This window comes from Pseudorhodoferax soli, assembly GCF_003337555.1.
Lineage (GTDB): Bacteria > Pseudomonadota > Gammaproteobacteria > Burkholderiales > Burkholderiaceae_C > Pseudorhodoferax > Pseudorhodoferax soli.
Window position 1 is genome coordinate 199690 of record NZ_QPJK01000010.1, and the last position, 15630, is coordinate 215319.

Annotated in this window: 8 protein-coding genes; 1 reads left to right on the forward strand and 7 read right to left on the reverse strand. The window is 72.6% G+C overall.

Annotated features, from left to right (window positions below):
* Nucleotides 1-12 precede the first annotated feature (12 nt).
* From DES41_RS30295 to recC, 6 genes are read right to left on the reverse strand one after another with little or no spacing between them, the layout of a single operon-like run.
* A complete protein-coding gene (locus tag DES41_RS30295; RefSeq protein WP_114471418.1) occupies nt 13-423 on the reverse strand; it encodes a DUF1810 domain-containing protein in 411 nt (136 codons plus the stop codon).
* Nucleotides 424-437: 14 nt separating this feature from the next.
* Complete coding sequence (gene recQ, locus DES41_RS30300; RefSeq protein WP_114471345.1) at nt 438-2294, reverse strand: DNA helicase RecQ; 1857 nt, start codon at nt 2292-2294, stop codon at nt 438-440.
* A gap of 14 nt (nt 2295-2308) precedes the next feature.
* Complete coding sequence (locus DES41_RS30305) at nt 2309-2728, reverse strand: rhodanese-like domain-containing protein (protein ID WP_114471346.1); 420 nt, start codon at nt 2726-2728, stop codon at nt 2309-2311.
* A gap of 22 nt (nt 2729-2750) precedes the next feature.
* Entirely contained in the window at nt 2751-4808 is a 2058-nt protein-coding gene (gene recD, locus DES41_RS30310; protein ID WP_114471419.1) for an exodeoxyribonuclease V subunit alpha, read from the reverse strand.
* Nucleotides 4795-8505: an exodeoxyribonuclease V subunit beta gene (recB, locus tag DES41_RS30315; RefSeq protein ID WP_114471347.1), complete on the reverse strand. Its 3711-nt coding sequence runs from the start codon at nt 8503-8505 to the stop codon at nt 4795-4797. Before recB ends, recD begins: the two co-directional genes overlap by 14 nt.
* Nucleotides 8502-12047: an exodeoxyribonuclease V subunit gamma gene (gene recC, locus DES41_RS30320; protein WP_211333116.1), complete on the reverse strand. Its 3546-nt coding sequence runs from the start codon at nt 12045-12047 to the stop codon at nt 8502-8504. Before recC ends, recB begins: the two co-directional genes overlap by 4 nt.
* 60 nt (nt 12048-12107) lie before the next feature.
* Here recC and DES41_RS30325 point away from each other — a divergent pair, with 60 nt between their 5' ends.
* A complete protein-coding gene (locus DES41_RS30325) occupies nt 12108-13157 on the forward strand; it encodes a homocysteine S-methyltransferase family protein (RefSeq protein ID WP_114471349.1) in 1050 nt (349 codons plus the stop codon).
* Between the two features lie 57 nt (nt 13158-13214).
* Here the strand turns inward: DES41_RS30325 and DES41_RS30330 are convergent, their stop codons facing one another.
* A complete protein-coding gene (locus tag DES41_RS30330) occupies nt 13215-15494 on the reverse strand; it encodes a putative bifunctional diguanylate cyclase/phosphodiesterase (RefSeq protein WP_114471350.1) in 2280 nt (759 codons plus the stop codon).
* Nucleotides 15495-15630: the final 136 nt, after the last annotated feature.

Here is a 15630-nt window from a genome sequence, read left to right on the forward strand (position 1 = left end):
GGCGCGCGCCTTTCAGAGCAGCGCGAGCGTCTCCGGGTCGGGTTGGCCGCCGTAATAGCGCGCCAACACCTCGCCGAATTCCGGCTGCTGCGGTGCCGCGGCCTGGAACAGCGTCATACACGAACGCAGCTTGAGGTCGTCGGGCGAGCCGAAGATGGCGTGCGCGCTGCGGCCCTGCACCGCCAGCACGAGGCCGGTGGCCTCCAGCAGCCGCGGCCCCAGCACGGGATGCTCGGCATAGGCCTGCGCCTCCGCCAGCGAGGCCAGGCCGAAACGCCGCGCCATGCTGCTCCTGCCGAGCGCCACATGCTGCGGAAAGACGAACCACATCCAGTGGCTGGTCTTGTGCCCGGCCTGCAACTCGGCGCAGACCTGCGGCCACACCGGTTCCTGGGCAGCGACGAAGTGGGCGAAGTGCCGCATGGCCGGATCCTGCATCAGGACTGCTGGCACACGCGCAGCACCTCTTCGCCATACTTCTCCAGCTTGGTCGCCCCCATCCCGCTGATGCCCTGCAGGTCGTCCAGCGTGGTGGGCGCGCGCTGCGCGATGGCGGCCAGCGTGGCGTCGTGGAAGATCACGTAGGCCGGCAGGTTGTGGGTCTTGGCCACCTCGGCGCGCCAGCCTTTCAGCGCCGCGAACAAGGCCTGGCCCGGTGCGTCCAGCGGCGCGGCGGCCGGGGCCACACGGTCGCTGCGGGCTTTGGAGGTCCGCGGCCGGCGGCCGGGCGGCACCGACGCCGACTCGCGCAGGCGCACCGGGGTCTCGCCCTTGAGCACGGCGCGCGAGCCGTCGGTCAGCTGCAGCGTGTTGAACTTCTCGGCGTTGACGGCGATGGCGCCTGTCGCCACCAACTGGCGCAGCACGCTGCGCAGCTGTACCTCCGACAGTTCCGCGCCGATGCCGAAGGTGCTGATCTGCTCATGCTGGAACTGCTTGACCTTCTCGGTCGCCTTGCCGCGCAGGATGTCCATGATGTGCCCGGCACCGAAGCCGATGCCGCTGTGCTGCTGCACGCGGTACACCGTGGACAGCAGCTTGCGCGCGGCATCGGTGCCGTCCCAGACCTGTGGCGGCGTCAGGCAGTTGTCGCAGTTGCCGCAGGGCGCGCTGGCTTCGCCGAAGTAGCGCAGCAGGCGCACGCGGCGGCAGTCGGTGGCCTCGGCCAGCGCCAGCAGCGCATCGAGCTTGCCGCGCATGACCTGCTTGAACTCTTCGCCCGCGGGGCTTTCGTCGATCATGCGGCGCTGGTTCACCACGTCCTGCAGGCCGTAGGCCATCCAGGCGTCGGCGGCCTCGCCGTCGCGGCCGGCACGGCCGGTCTCCTGGTAGTAGCCCTCGATGTTCTTGGGCATGTCCAGGTGGGCGACGAAGCGCACATCGGGCTTGTCGATGCCCATGCCGAAGGCGATGGTGGCCACCATGACGATGCCGTCCTCGCGCAGGAAGCGGTCCTGGTGCTTCTGGCGCACCGCCACGTCCAGCCCCGCGTGGTAGGGCAGGGCGTTCACACCCGCGCCCTGCAGCGAGGCCGCGACCTCCTCGACCCGCTTGCGCGACTGGCAATAGACCACGCCGGCCTCGCCCGCGTGCTCGCCCTCGATGAAGCGCAGCAGCTGCGCCATCGGGTCTTTCTTCTCGGCGATGGCATAGCGGATGTTGGGCCGGTCGAAGCTGCTGACGAACTGGCGCGCCTCCTCCAGCTGCAGCCGCTCGACGATGTCGGCACGCGTCAGCGCATCGGCCGTGGCCGTCAGCGCGATGCGCGGCACGCCGGGGTAGCGCTCGTGCAGCAGCGTCAGCTGGCGGTACTCGGGCCGGAAATCGTGGCCCCACTGGCTCACGCAGTGCGCCTCGTCGATGGCGAACAGCGCCAGCTTGCCGCGCGCGGCCAGTCCGTCCATGAGCTCGAGGAAACGCGGCGTGGTCACGCGTTCGGGCGCGGCGTACAGCAGCGTCACCTCGGCGCGCGCCAGCCGGCGCTCCAGGTCCTGGGTGGCGGCCCAGTCCAGCGTGGAGTTGAGGTAGGCCGCATCGACGCCGGCCTCCAGCAGCGCGCCGACCTGGTCGTGCATGAGCGCGATCAGCGGCGAGACCACCACGGTCACGCCCTGGCCGGCGTTCTGCCGCGCGATCGCCGGGATCTGGTAGCACAGGGATTTGCCGCCGCCCGTGGGCATCAGCACCAGCGCGTCGCCGCCCTCGACCACATGGTCGACGATGGACTGCTGGGCACCGCGGAACTGCGCGTACCCGAAGGTCTCGCGCAGGATGGAACTGGTCACTTCACTCATCGCACCACACTTGTCTACATCTGCTCCCAGGGCAGTCCGTCGAAGCGCCAACCGTTGCTGCGCGAGCGCTGCAGCGCCTCGTTCAGGTCGCCTTCGAAGCCATGCACGACGGCCACCACCTCGCCAAAGCCCGCGGCTGCCAGTGCCTGGCCGGCATCACGGGCGCGCTTGCCGCTGCGGCAGATCAGCACCACCGCGCGGTGCCGGCTGCCGGCGGCGCGCTCGACAGCCGCGACGAAGGCCGCCGGGTCGGGTGTCATGGCCGGGTACTCGTACCAGGGGATGTTCTGCGCACCGGGCGGATGGCCAACGTAGAGGAACTCGATCTCCATGCGCACGTCGACGAACAGCGGCGGATCGCCCGCGCCTTCGGCCGCATCCTGCGTGCGTTCCAGCAGCAGGTCCCAGGCCTGCTTGGGAAGGAGTTCTTGCATGGGGGCGATTGTCGCCCGGCCATCAGGCCATCAATCCGCTCGCGCGCAAAACGCGCCGGCCGATGGCCTCGGCCAGCACCGGGCCCTGCGCCCTGGCGCTGCCGACCAGCGTGAACCAGCGCTTGGCGCGCGTGATGCCGGTGTAGACCAGTTCGCGCGTGAGCACGGGGTTGCCCTGGTCCGGCAGCACCAGCGCCGCGTGCTCGAACTCCGAGCCCTGCGACTTGTGCACCGTCATCGCGAAGACCGTCTCCACGGCCTGCAGCCGGGCCGGCAGCACCCAGCGCACGCCCCCGCTGCCATCGCCGGCCGGGAAGGCGACGCGGCGCACGGGCGGCGCGCCCGGTTCGGGCGCCGGCAGGTCCAGCGTGAGGCCCACGTCGCCGTTCATGAGCGACAGGCCGTAGTCGTTGCGCGTGACCAGCACGGGCCGGCCCGCGAACCAGCTTTGCGTCCCCTGCAGCAGGCCGGCTTCGCGCAGCAGTTCGGCCACCGTGGCGTTGAGGCCGGTCACGCCCCATGGGCCTTCGCGCAGCGCGCACAGCAGCTGGAAGCGCCCCAGCGCCTGCAGCAGCTCTCCCGCCCAGGCATCCCAGGCCGCGGGCGCGGCACCGTCGGGCGGGCGGGTGGTGTGCATGCGGCGCAGGTAGTGCGCGTGGCCGAAGGGCGCGGCGCGCTCGGCCAGCACCAGCGCGCGCAGCTTCGCATCCTGTGCGAGCAGGGCGGGCGGCTGGCTCAGGCGGCAGCTGCGCAGGTCGTCCAGGCCAGCGCGCCACAGCGCTTGGGCGGCGCGGCCGTCGCCGGTGTTGACGGCCTGGGCCAGCTGGCCGATGCCGCTGTCGGCCGTGAAGCGGTGGCTCACGCGCAGCATGGCGATCGCCTGGTCCAGCGGCTGACCGGCGCCGTCCTGCAGCGCGGGTGGCGGCTGCTGGCCGGCGGCCTCCTGCAGCCATTGCACGGTGGCGGCGTCGTAGTGGCCCTCCTGTGCGCGGCTGCACAGTTCGCCGAGCACGGCGCCGGCTTCCACCGAGGCCAGCTGGTCCTTGTCGCCCAGCAGCACCAGGCGCGCTTGGGGCTGCAGCGCCTGCAACAGCCGGGCCATCATCTCCAGGTCGACCATGGAGGCCTCGTCGACCACAAGCACGTCGAGCGCCAGGGGGTTGCCGGCATGGTGGCGGAAATGCCGGCTCTCGGGCTGGCTGCCCAGCAGCCGGTGCAGCGTGGTGGCGGCGCTGGGCACGTGCGGGCGCAGCGCCTCGCCGTGTGGCAGCGCGTCCCAGGGCAGGCGGTCCAGCGCGCCGCGGATGGACTCGGCCAGCCGTGCCGCCGCCTTGCCCGTGGGCGCGGCCAGGCGAATGCGCAGCGGCGCGCCGCCGCCCTGTAGCGCCATGGACTGCAGCAGTGCGAGCAGGCGCACGACGGTGGTGGTCTTGCCCGTGCCGGGACCGCCCGTGACGATGGCGAAGCGCTGGCGCAACGCCAGCGCGCACGCCAGCTTCTGCCAATCCGTGTCCCTTGAGGCCTGGGGCGCGGTGAACAGCGCGTCGAGCACAGGCCGGATGTGCGCGGCCGGCGCCACGGGCTGGGGCGCCAGCCGCGATCCGACCAGCGCGCGCACCTCGCGCTCGTGCTGCCAGTAGCGGCGCAGGTACAGGCGCGGGCCCTGCAGCACCAGCGGCGCCTGGCCGGGACCGGCCTCGCACAGGCGACTGGCACGCAGCGCGGCGCACCAGGCGTCGAGCCGCAGCGCCTGCAGCCACTGGCTGGGCGTCCGCGCGAATTGGGCTTGGGCAGCATCGGCCGCATGGGCCGGCGGCAGCGAGAGGCTGGCCGGGCTGTCGGCCAGTGCGGCCTGTAGATCCAGGCAGACATGGCCGCGCCCCAGCTGGTGGCTGGCCAGGGCAGCGGCCAGCAGCAACGGCGCGCCGGCGGCCGGGTCGAGTTCGTGCAGGAACAGCGCGAAGCTGCGGTCGAGCTCGCGCAGCCAGCCGTGTTCCACCCACTCGCCGAGGTCGGCCAGCAGCGTGGCGCAGTCGTCCAGCGGCGGGGCAGGGGCGTCGAACAGGTCAGGCTGGTTCATCTGCATCAGGGCGGAACAAGGTGTCGAGCGCCTCGATCAGTGCACGCGGCGGCCGGGTCGCGAACACGCCCTGCGTGTCGGCCTCGGCGCCGCGCAGGAACAGGTACAGCGCGCCGCCCACATGGCGGTCGTAGTCGTAGTCGGGCAGCCGCGCGCCCAGCAGCCGGTGCAGCGCGAACACGTAGAGCAGGTATTGCACGTCGTAGCGGTGCGCGAGCAGCGCCTGCTGCATGGCGGCGGCGTCGTAGGCGCGCGCGTCGGGGCCCAGCCAGTTCGACTTGTAGTCGGCCACCCAGTAGCGGCCTTCGTGCTCGAACACCAGGTCCATGAAGCCCTTGAGCATGCCGGCCAGCCTGGTGCCGGCCAGGGCCGGGCGCGGCGCGGCGTCGAAGGTGTGGGCGGTGACCAGCGCGTCGATGGCGCGCGTGTCGGCGCGGTGGATGGGAAACCAGAACTCCAGCTCGGTCTGGTACTGGGCCAGGCGGTCCAGCGCCACGGGCGTGGCGTGGCCGGGCAGGGCGAGCGGCAGCTGCAGCCAGCGCGGCACCCACGCGCACAGCGGATCGATCCAGGCTTCCCAGCCGCGCACGGCGCAGCGCCGCGCGATCAGGTCGCGCAGCGCCTGGGGCTGTGCCACCACGTTGGCGAAGCCCTGCAGCGCGCACCATTCCAGCAAGCCGTGCAGGAAGCTGCCAGGCTCGGCACCACGCGGGAAGGCGTGCCAGCTGCCGGCCGCTGGTGGCCGGGGGCTCTCGGCCTCTTCGCCGGGCTCGGCCTCTTCCAGGGCCTGGTCCTGGCGCGCGTCCTCGGGTTCGGCAGCCACCGCACCGAGTTGCTGCACCAGCGCCGAGTAGCTCGCGATCCACCAGGGCGCGTATCCCTGGCGCTGCGGCTGGCGCGCCGGGCCCACGGGCGGCGGCGCAGCGGCCTGCCAGGTCGCGTTGTCGGGCACCGGCGCGGCTTCCAGCGCGATGTCGGCGCAGCCCGCGGCCAGGGCCTGCAGCTGCGCACGGTAGCTCGCCAGGTCGTCGATGGGTGCGCCACCCGACAGCACATGGCCCAGCGCGCTGCGGTGCAACTGCGGCTTGCCGGCGTTGCCCGGGGCCAGCGGCGCCACGCCCAGCCACAGGCCATGGCGTGCGCGTGTGAGCGCCACGTACAACAGGCGCAGGTCCTCGGCCAGCCGCTCTTCCTCGGCCAGGGCCCGGGCCTGGGTGTATTGGCCGTCCAGTTCGAGCACGCGCACATCGGCCGCGGTGTCGTGGAAGCCCAGCGTCTCCTGCTTGCCGCTGCGCGTTTCGCGCCAGGCGCTGATGAAGGGCAGCAGCACCAGCGGGTACTCCAGGCCCTTGGACTTGTGGATGGTGACGACCTTGATCAGCGCGGCGTCGCTCTCCAGCCGCAGGATGTCTTCCTCGCCCTCCGGGTGGGCCAGGCGCTCGGCCAGCGCGCGCAGCAGCGCGTGCTCGCCATCGAGTTCCACGGCGCGGCGCTGCAGCCATTCGGCCAGGTGCAGCACGTTGGTCAGCCGGCGTTCGCCGCCAGGCTCGGCAAGCCAGCGCGCGGGCAGGTCGAAGTCGTGCAGCAGCTGGTGCAGCATGGGCAGCACGCCATGGCGCTGCCACAGTTCGCGCAGTGCGCGAAAGCGCAGCGCCAGCGCTTCCCAGGCCAGCTCGTCTTCGCGCAGGCGGGCCAGTTCGGCCAGCGGCATGTCCAGGGTGCGCGTGGCCAGCGCGCTGCGCAGCAGGGCTTCGTCGGAGGGCAGCGCGCAGGCACGCAGCCAGTGCAGCAGGTCCTGCGCTTCGGGCGTCGCGAAGACCGAGGCGCGGTCGGACAGGTAGACGCTGCGCAGCCCGCGCGCCGCGAGCGCGGCGCGCACGGCATCGGCCTCGCTGCCGCTGCGCACCAGCACCGCGATGTCGGCCGGGCGCAGCGGCTGCAGGCGCTCGCCGTGGACGAAGCCGGTGCGGCCCGCGTCGGCACCGCGCAGCCAGTGCACGACGGCGCTGGCACTGGTCTCGGCCATGCGCTGGCGGTACTCGGCGCTGCCCACGCGCGGCTTGTCGGCGTCGTGCGGCGGCTCCAGCGACCACAGCGTCAGCGCGGCGGCCGGCACGCCGTCGATCTGCAGCCACTCGGGCCGGCCCTGGGCGTGCACGGGCACGAAGGGCACCGGGTTGTCGCCATCCTGCGCGAAGCGGAAGGCCGCGCGCGGCTGCTGCTCGGCATGCATGAACACATGGTTGACGGCGCGCACCACGGCTTCGGTGGAGCGGTAGTTGGTGTCCAGCGCGTACATCCCGCCCGCGCCGCTGGTGTCGCGGCGCGCGCGCAGATAGGTGCGGATGTCGGCGCCGCGAAAGCCGTAGATGGCCTGCTTGGGGTCGCCGATCATGACCAGGCCCGTGTCGCGGTCAGCGCGCTCGCCACCGTCCTCGGCATAGATGCGCCGGAAGATGCGGTACTGCACCGGGTCGGTGTCCTGGAACTCGTCGATCAGCGCCAGCGGGAACTGCGCGCGGATGCGCGCGGCCAGCGCCGCGCCGCCCTCGCCGTGCAATGCGCGGTCCAGCTGCTGCAGCAGGTCGTCGAAGCCGAGCTCGGCACGGCGCAGCTTCTCGGCGGCCAGCGCCGCGCGCAGCGCGTGGGCGGCCTGCGCGGCCAGGCGGGCGCGCAGTTCGTCGATGGCGATGCCCTCGCTGGCGTGCAGCCACGCGTCGATGGCGTGCAGCGCGGGGTGCTCGGGCAGCTGCTGGTTCTTCTTGAGTCTGGCGCCGGCCAGGCCGAACAGCGCGATGTTTTTCGGCGCGGGGGCGCCCTGGCTCCACTCGGCAAGCGCCTGCAGCCAGCCGGCGAAGACGGCGTCGTCGTCCTTGTTGCGGTAGCTCGTGCCGCTCAGGTGGGGGCGGGCAGCGTGCCACAGGCGTTCGAGGTCTGCGCGCGCGGCGGCCCACGCCGTGCGCGCGGCCTTCTCCAGCGCATCGGCGTGCTGGCGTGCGGCGCCTGCGGCGTGCAGGGCGGCCAGCGCGTCGTCTTCTTCCAGGGGCGTGCCTTGCAGCTGCAGCAGTGCGTCCTCGCGGCGCAGCAGCGGCTCGACGGCCTTCCAGAGCGCCTCCGGGTTGGCGAAGCACTGCAGCAGCATCTGCGCAGCCGGCGCCGCGAGCGGGTAATAGTCTCTGCGCCAGTGGTCCTGCAGCACGCGCTGCTGCAGTTCGGCCAGGTCGGTCTGCAGGGTCTGGCGGAACAGGCTGCCGCTGTCGAAGGCGTGCTCGCGCAGCATGCGCCAGGCCCAGCCGTGGATGGTGGCCACTGCGGCCTCGTCCATCCACTGCGCGGCCACGCGCAGGCGGTGCGCGCAGGCCGGCCATTGCCGGACGGGGAAGTCGGCGCGCAGCGCCTCCAGCACATCGCCGGGTGCGGCCTCGGCCTCGCCCGCGAACACGCGCGCGGCCTCGTCCAGCCGCGCGCGGATGCGCTCGCGCAACTCCTGCGTGGCGGCTTCGGTGAAGGTCACGACCAGGATCTCGGGCGGCGTCAGCGCGCGCGCGAAGGCCGCACCGTCCGCGCCATGGCCCAGCACCAGGCGCAGGTAGAGCAGCGCGATGGTGTAGGTCTTGCCAGTGCCTGCGCTGGCCTCGATCAGGCGCTGGCCGTGCAGCGGGAAGCGCAGGGGGTCGAGCGCAAGCAGGCTGTTCATGGGGCCTCTTCCCCAGCGTCCGGCTGGCCGCGGTGCGCCCCGCCCAGGGCGCGCCAGAGCGGCCCGTACAGCACATCGCTCCATTCGCGCAGGCCACGGCCGTCGGCTGTCTGCGCGGCCTGCAGCGCGGCGAAATCGGCAAACACGCGCGCCAGCGCCGGGCGCTGGCCTTCGCCGCCCGCATGCTGGCCGCCCTCGTAGAGTGCCTGGGCGGCACGCTGCTCGCCGGCCAGCACCGCGAACGCGGTCTTGCAGGCCACGGGCAGCGGCTCGGCCAGGCCCGCCGCCCAGGCCTGCACGAGTGCGGACAGCGTGGCCGCGGCGGCCTCGGCGTCCAGCGCGGGCAGGCGCAGCAGGCCCGATTCGCTGGCCAGCAGCGTGAGCGTGGGACCGGCCGCGATCTGCAACGCGAGGTGCGTGGGCCAGTGCCGCACGATGTGGTGCCAGGCCAGCGTGGGGCCCTTGTGCAGCCGCCCGTTGGCCAGCACCAGGCAGGCCGGCAGCTGCTCGGCATCAGCAGGCCGACGGCGCTGCGGCAGCGCGTCGTCGAAGGCGATGGCCGTGGCCGGATCGGTCCAGCGCAGCGCGTGGCGCTGGTCTTCCAGCAGGGGCCAGCCGGCCAGCGCATCGAGGTAGTGGCCCAGCGTGCGCATGAGCGGCTGGGCCAGCGCACTTTCGGCGATCTGGCCGAAGGCCTGCAGCGGCAGCTGGCCGGCGCGTGCGAGCGCGGCGGTCTGCTCGGCCAGCGCGTCGGCCAGGCCGGCGCGCGCGGCGGCGGGGCTGGGCTGGGCGTCGCACCAGGGTTGCAGCGCGGCGCGCAGGTCGCGTTCCAGCGTCCATTGCTGCAGGCTGTCCAGCCCGAAGGCTTCGTCGTCCTGGGTGTCCTCGGCGTGCAGCGCGAGACCGGTCTGCAGGCGCTGGCGGAAAAAGGCCTCCACGGGCTGTGCCAGGAAGTCGACCAGCGGGCGCAGCGGCTGGGCGTTCTCTGGCTGCCACGCCGCAAGCGGCGCACCGGGGCCGCGCGCGCAAGCGGTCTCCGCGTGGGCGGCCCGCCATTCGCGGCCGTAGCTGTAGAGCCCGTCGATGCTTGGGGCGGCCGGTGCGTCGGGCGCGAAGTAGCGCGGGCTGAAGGGCTGCAGCGGGTGTTCCGTGGTCAGGGCCTGCAGCAGATCGGTGCCGCCCGCGGCCTGCCAGCCGGCCGCGAGGTGGTCGCGCAGCTGGCCGATCAGCACGCTGGGCGCGCGGGCGCTGTGGTCGCGCACGTTGCGGCCGACCCAGCTGATGTAGAGCTGCTCGCGTGCCGAGAGCAGGGCTTCTAGCAGCAGGTAGCGGTCGTCGTCGCGGCGCGAGCGGTCGCCGGGGCGCCAGTCGCCCTGCATGAGGTCGAAGTCGGCGCGCACCATGGGCCGCGGGAAATCGCCGTCGTTCATGCCCAGCAGGCAGACCACGCGGAACGGGATCGCGCGCATGGGCATCAGCGTGCAGAAGCTCACGCCGCCCGTCATGAAGCGCTGCTGCAGTCCTTGCTGCTCGAGCACGGCCAGCCAGCGTTCGCGCACCACGGCCAGCGGCAGCGGCTGGTCGAATCCGGCGTCCGCGCACTCGTCCAGCCACTGGTCCAGGCCCTGCAGCAGTTGCTGCACGCGCAGTTGCTCGCGCGCGTCCACCGGCGCGAAGAAGCCCTGCAGCAGCGCGCGCAGGCGCTCGGCCCACTGCAGCGGTTGCGCCGGTTCGTTCAGGGTGGCAAGGGTGTCGCCGAGCGCGCGCAGCAAGGCGGCCAGCGGGCCCAGGGCCGCCGCATCGAGCCCACCGATCTCATCGTAGGGCGCGATGCCCTCGAAGGCCTCGCCTGCGCCGACTGCGAAGCCCAGCAACATGCGCTGCAGGCCGAAGCGCCAGCTGTTGACTTCGCCGGCCGCGCCCAGCGCCTGCTGCGCCCGCTGGGCCGTGTCCAGCCCCCAGCGCACGCCTGCGCCGGCGATCCAGCGCTTGAGCTGGGGCAGGGCCTCGTCCATCAGACCGAAGCGCGCGCGCAAGGCGCCGACCTCCAGCAGGTCCAGCACGTCGCTGGCGGCGAAGCGGCTGTCGGGCAGCTGCAGCAGCAGCTCCAGCGCCACCAGCAGCGGCTCCTGGCCGCGCCGGCCCTGGTCGGCCACGGTGTAGGGGATCAGGCGCGCATCGCCGCGCGGCAGGCGGCCGAACACGGCCTCGATGTGCGGTGCATAGGCGTCGACGTCGGGCAGCATCACGATCACGTCGCGCGGCTGCAGCGTGGGATCGGCGTCGAAGCGGGCCAGCAGCTGGTCGTGCAGCACCTCGATCTCGCGCTGGGCCGAATGCGTGCTGTGCATGCGCAGCGACCGGTCCAGCGCCGGATCGACCGCGGGCCAGCGCGCACGCGTCTCGGCCAGCGGGCGCAGGTCCAGGATGTCGTCCTGCAGTTGCTGCAGCAAGCCTGCGGGCGCGGCTTCCTCGCTGAACAGGTCGATGCGGCCACTGCCGACACCGGTCCAGGCCGCGCGGTACTGGTCCGGCGCATCGAAGCTGTCGATCAGGTGCAGGTAGTCGCGGCCCTGCTTGCCCCAGGCCGCCAGCAGCGGATGGGCATGCTGGTGCAGCGTGGCCTCGTCGAGCACGGCCGGCATGCCGGCGCGGCGCGCCTGGCGCCGGTAGGGGCCGCGCAGCAGGTCCTGGTCGGCCACGATGTCGGTCCAGTGGTGGCGGCAGGGGTTGTGCACGAAGAGCATGACCTGGGCCACGCCGGCGATCGCGGCGAGCGCCTGCAGCGTCTGCGCGGGCAGGGCCGAGATGCCGAACACCACCACGCGGCGGGGCAGTCCGGCCGGTGCCGGCCCCGCATGCCCGGCCAGCGCGGCGATGAAGCGCTGGTGCACGCCGGCGCGGCTCCCGGCCTGGCCAGCGGCCCCGGCGTCGGCGATCAGTGCGCGCCAGAGCAGGGCCTGCCAGCGCTGGTCGGCAGGCAGGGGGTGTTCGCCGCTGCGCAGGTTGCGCACCACGTCGCGTCCGTCGGCCCAATCGGCCAGCCAGTCCGCGCGGTAGACCTGGTACTGGTCGAACAGGTCGGCCAGGCGCTGGGCCAGCTGGTGGCGCTTGCGCAGGTCGGTGTCGGCGGCCAGGAAGCGGGCCAGCGGCGCGAAGCCTTCCTGGTCCAGCAGGCCGGGCAAGAGGCGCATGAGGCGCCAGGTCAGCGGCGCCTCGTCCAGCGGCGAGCGCTCGGGCACGGCGTCGGCGCCCAGCACGGCGCGGTAGGCGCGCCACAGGAACTGCGCGGGCAGCTGCAGCTGCGTGGCGGCCGTGATGCCCAGGCCGCCGCCCGCCGGGTCGTCGCGGTCGGCCGCCAGCGCCAGCTTGAGCCACTGCGCGATGCCGTTGCTCTGCACCAGCACGACCTCGTTCTCCAGCGGTGCCAACGGGTGGCGGCGCAGCCAGGCCACGAGCAGCTGGCGCAGGTCTTCCGGCCGGTTGCCGTGCAGCACCATGAGGCCGGGTTGCAGGGGGGAGAGGGGAAAGGCGCTGGGCATGCAGGGCTGCGATGCTAGCGCGCTGCGGTGCAACCGGGCGCTTTCTACAATCGCCCCACCATGACGCTCCCCGCCTACACCCGCGCCCAGCAACTGCCCGCAATCCTGGCGGAGCGCATCGCCATCCTCGACGGCGCCATGGGCACCATGATCCAGCGCTTCAAGCTGACCGAGGCGCAGTACCGCGGCGAGCGCTTCAAGGACTTCCACAAGGACGTCAAGGGCAACAACGAGCTGCTCTCGCTGACCCGACCCGATGTGATCTCCGACATCCACGAGCGTTACCTCGCGGCCGGCGCCGACCTGATCGAGACCAACACCTTCGGCGCCATCACGATCGCCCAGGACGACTACGACATGGCGCACCTGGCGCGCGAGATGAACCTGCAAAGCGCCAAGCTCGCCCGCGCGGCCTGCGACAAGTTCAGCACGCCCGACAAGCCCCGCTTCGTCGCCGGTGCACTCGGCCCGACGCCCAAGACCGCCAGCATCAGCCCCGACGTGAACGACCCCGGCGCGCGCAATGTCGATTTCGAGACGCTGCGCGCGGCCTACTACGAGCAGACCGCCGCGCTGGTCGAAGGCGGTGCCGACGTGATCCTCGTGGAGACCATCTTCGACACGCTGAACGCCAAGGCCGCGCTGTTCGCGGTGGACGAGTACTTCGAGGCGAGCGGCCAGCGCCTGCCCATCCTGATCAGCGGCACGGTGACCGACGCCTCGGGCCGCATCCTGTCTGGGCAGACCGTCACCGCCTTCTGGCACAGCGTGCGCCATGCACAGCCACTGGCCATCGGCCTGAACTGCGCGCTGGGCGCCGCGCTGATGCGGCCCTACATCCAGGAGCTGAACCGCGTCGCGCCGGACACCTTCATCAGCTGCTACCCGAACGCCGGCCTGCCCAACCCCATGAGCGACACCGGCTTCGACGAGACGCCGGCCGACACCTCCAAGCTGCTGCACGAGTTCGCGGCCGAGGGCCTGGTCAACATCGTGGGCGGCTGCTGCGGCACCACGCCCGAGCACATCGCGGCGATCGGGCAGGCAGTGGCGCCGCTGGCCACGCGGGCCGTGGCGCAGCGCAGCTTCTTCTACGCCGAGACGGCCTGACAGCCGCGCACGCGCCAGGCCCCGGTCTCGCGCCCGGCATCTGTCCGGCTGCCGTTTCTACGCACAGCGCGCGGTGACCTCCGAGGCTGCGGCCTGCAGCGAGGCCACGGTGGCAGGCGCGACCGCGGGCAGTGGCGCCGGTGTGGCCGATTGCGTCCGTGACCAGGCCTCGAACGCAGCCGCTTTCATGGGCCGCGCGATCAGGTAGCCCTGCACTGCATCGCAGCCCGAGGCATCGATCAGGTCGAACTGCGGCTCGTCCTCCACCCCTTCGGCCACCACCGTGAGCCCCAGCGCGTGCACGAGCTGCGTGATGGCGTTGAAGACGGCTGCATCGCCTGCGCTCTGAGTGGCGTGCACGATGAAGCTGCGGTCCAGCTTCACCGAGGTCAATGGCAGCCGGGGCAGTTGCGACAGCGTGGAGTAGCCGACGCCGAAGTCGTCCATCGCCACCTTGAAGCCGAGCGCACGGGCCCGTGCCAGCTGGCTGATCGCCGTGTCGCTGGCCAGCACGCTTTCGGTCACCTCGATGCACAGCCGGTCGGTCGCCAGGCTGTGCCGGCGGGCGGCGTTGGCCAGCTCGGCCACCACGTCGCCACTGGCGAACTGCATCGGCGAGACATTGATGTTCAGCGTGGGGCACTGCCCGGGAAGGGCACCGTCCCAGGCAGCCGCCTGGCGCACCGCCATTTCCATGATCTTGAGGCCGAGCGGCACCATGAGACCCGTGCGCTCGGCCAGCTGGATGAAGCGGTCCGGCGCCACATTGCCCAGGCGGGGATGGGCCCAGCGTGCCAGCGCCTCGACCGCCACCACGCTGCGGTCGGCCACGCGCACGACCGGCTGGAACACCAGGCTCAGTTCGTCGTCGCGCCGCAGCGCCTCGTGCAGGTCCTGCTCCAGTTCGGCCTCCTGCCTGCGGGCGTCGTGCATGGTCCGCGCGAACACGACGGCCTGGTTCCCACCGCGGCTCTTGGCCACGTACATCGCATCGTCGGCCGACTGGCGCAGGTCGCCCGTGCCGGCGATCTCGGTGTGTGCGATGCCGACGCTGGCCGTGAGCCGGAAGATGCGGTCACCCAGCTCGAACGGCCGGGCCAGCGCCAAGGTGGCGGCCGCACCCATGCGCTCGGCCTCTTGCACCGAGACGCCGGCCAGGAACAGCGCGAACTCGTCGCCACCCAGGCGCGCCACCAGGCATTTGCGGTCCAGCGCCTGCAGGCGCCTCGCCACCTCCTTGAGGATGCGGTCACCCTGTTCGGCGCCCAGCGCCTCGTTGACCGACCGGAAACGGTCCAGGTCGACGAACAGGCTGGCCGCGGGCTCCCCGTCCCGGCTGCGCGCCGCGCGTCGGCGCGCCATGCTGTTGCGGGTCAGCAGGCCGGTCAGGCCGTCGCGCGTGGCGGTGCGCTCCTGCAGCCGCTCGGCCACGGCGCGCAGGCGGTCGAGCCGGTCGGCACGCACTGTGCCGATGACCACCACCACCCAGACCAGGGCCGCGATGGCCGCCGATTCGTAGACCAGCAGGTAGGGGTCGGCCGGCAGGTGCACGCCAGGGTTGTCGATGCTGCGCGCCACGAACCAGCCGATGACCAGCAGCAATGCCGTCGAACTGCCCAGCAGCAGCCGGGCGAGCCGGCCGGGCTCCGACCGGGCCGTCAGGCCGCGCATGAAGCCGCGCCGGGCGGTGGCGAACAGCACGGCCAGCGCCAGCGCGCCCATGCCGAGCCAGTCGGCCGGCCCCACGCTGCCCCAGAAGGGCGAAACATTGGCCAGGTAGCCCGTGGCACCCACGAACAGCAACGCCACCGCACCGCAGGCGAACAGTTGCGAGGCCAGGGGGCTGCGCTGGCGCCGCAGCACCTCGGCGAACGCCAGCATGAGCAGGGCGGTCGCGACGTTGGCCGGCAGGTGCACCGGCCGGCCGGCCGCGGCCTGCGCATCGACGGCCGCCCGAAACGGCGTCAGCGCATCCACCCAGACCGGCCCGATGCTGGGTGCAGCCAGCCGCAACACCAGCAAGACGACCAGCACGGCCAGCGCGCTGTAGGTCACGCCCCGCCACTGCGGTGAACGGGGCCGCCCCGGCAGCAGCGCAACCGCCAGTGCCACCAGGCACAGCGCGGTGTAGGGGTGCGTGGCGGGCAGGCCGGCCACCCACCGCCAGCCGCGCTCCAGGCCCAACGCATAGCTGCCCAGAACGCACAGGGCCACCAGGCCACCCAACAGGGCGCCGACGAGACGGTGGCTGTAGAACGAACGCGGCCGGCCGCGCTTGACGGCGTGCGCGACCGTGTCCAGCGCCTGCCGGGAAACGACAAAACCCAGTGTGCTCATGGTCCAAATTTCGTGGAAGAAGGCGCGTGCTGGCGCCAGCCCCTGCCGAGGCCAGCCTTGCGCCCATGGAGGGTGCAACCCAAGACCGATCCGCCGACGGCAAGCGCGGCGGGGGAAAAGTCTCTCCTTCGTTCGA

Coding starts and splice junctions, on each gene's coding strand:
- recD (WP_114471419.1), bottom strand. CDS start 4,808: ATGAACCAGCCTGACCTGTTCGACGCCCCTGCCCCGCCGCTGGACGAC.
- DES41_RS30325 (WP_114471349.1), top strand. CDS start 12,108: ATGACGCTCCCCGCCTACACCCGCGCCCAGCAACTGCCCGCAATCCTG.
- recB (WP_114471347.1), bottom strand. CDS start 8,505: ATGAACAGCCTGCTTGCGCTCGACCCCCTGCGCTTCCCGCTGCACGGC.
- DES41_RS30330 (WP_114471350.1), bottom strand. CDS start 15,494: ATGAGCACACTGGGTTTTGTCGTTTCCCGGCAGGCGCTGGACACGGTC.
- DES41_RS30305 (WP_114471346.1), bottom strand. CDS start 2,728: ATGCAAGAACTCCTTCCCAAGCAGGCCTGGGACCTGCTGCTGGAACGC.
- recC (WP_211333116.1), bottom strand. CDS start 12,047: ATGCCCAGCGCCTTTCCCCTCTCCCCCCTGCAACCCGGCCTCATGGTG.
- DES41_RS30295 (WP_114471418.1), bottom strand. CDS start 423: ATGCGGCACTTCGCCCACTTCGTCGCTGCCCAGGAACCGGTGTGGCCG.
- recQ (WP_114471345.1), bottom strand. CDS start 2,294: ATGAGTGAAGTGACCAGTTCCATCCTGCGCGAGACCTTCGGGTACGCG.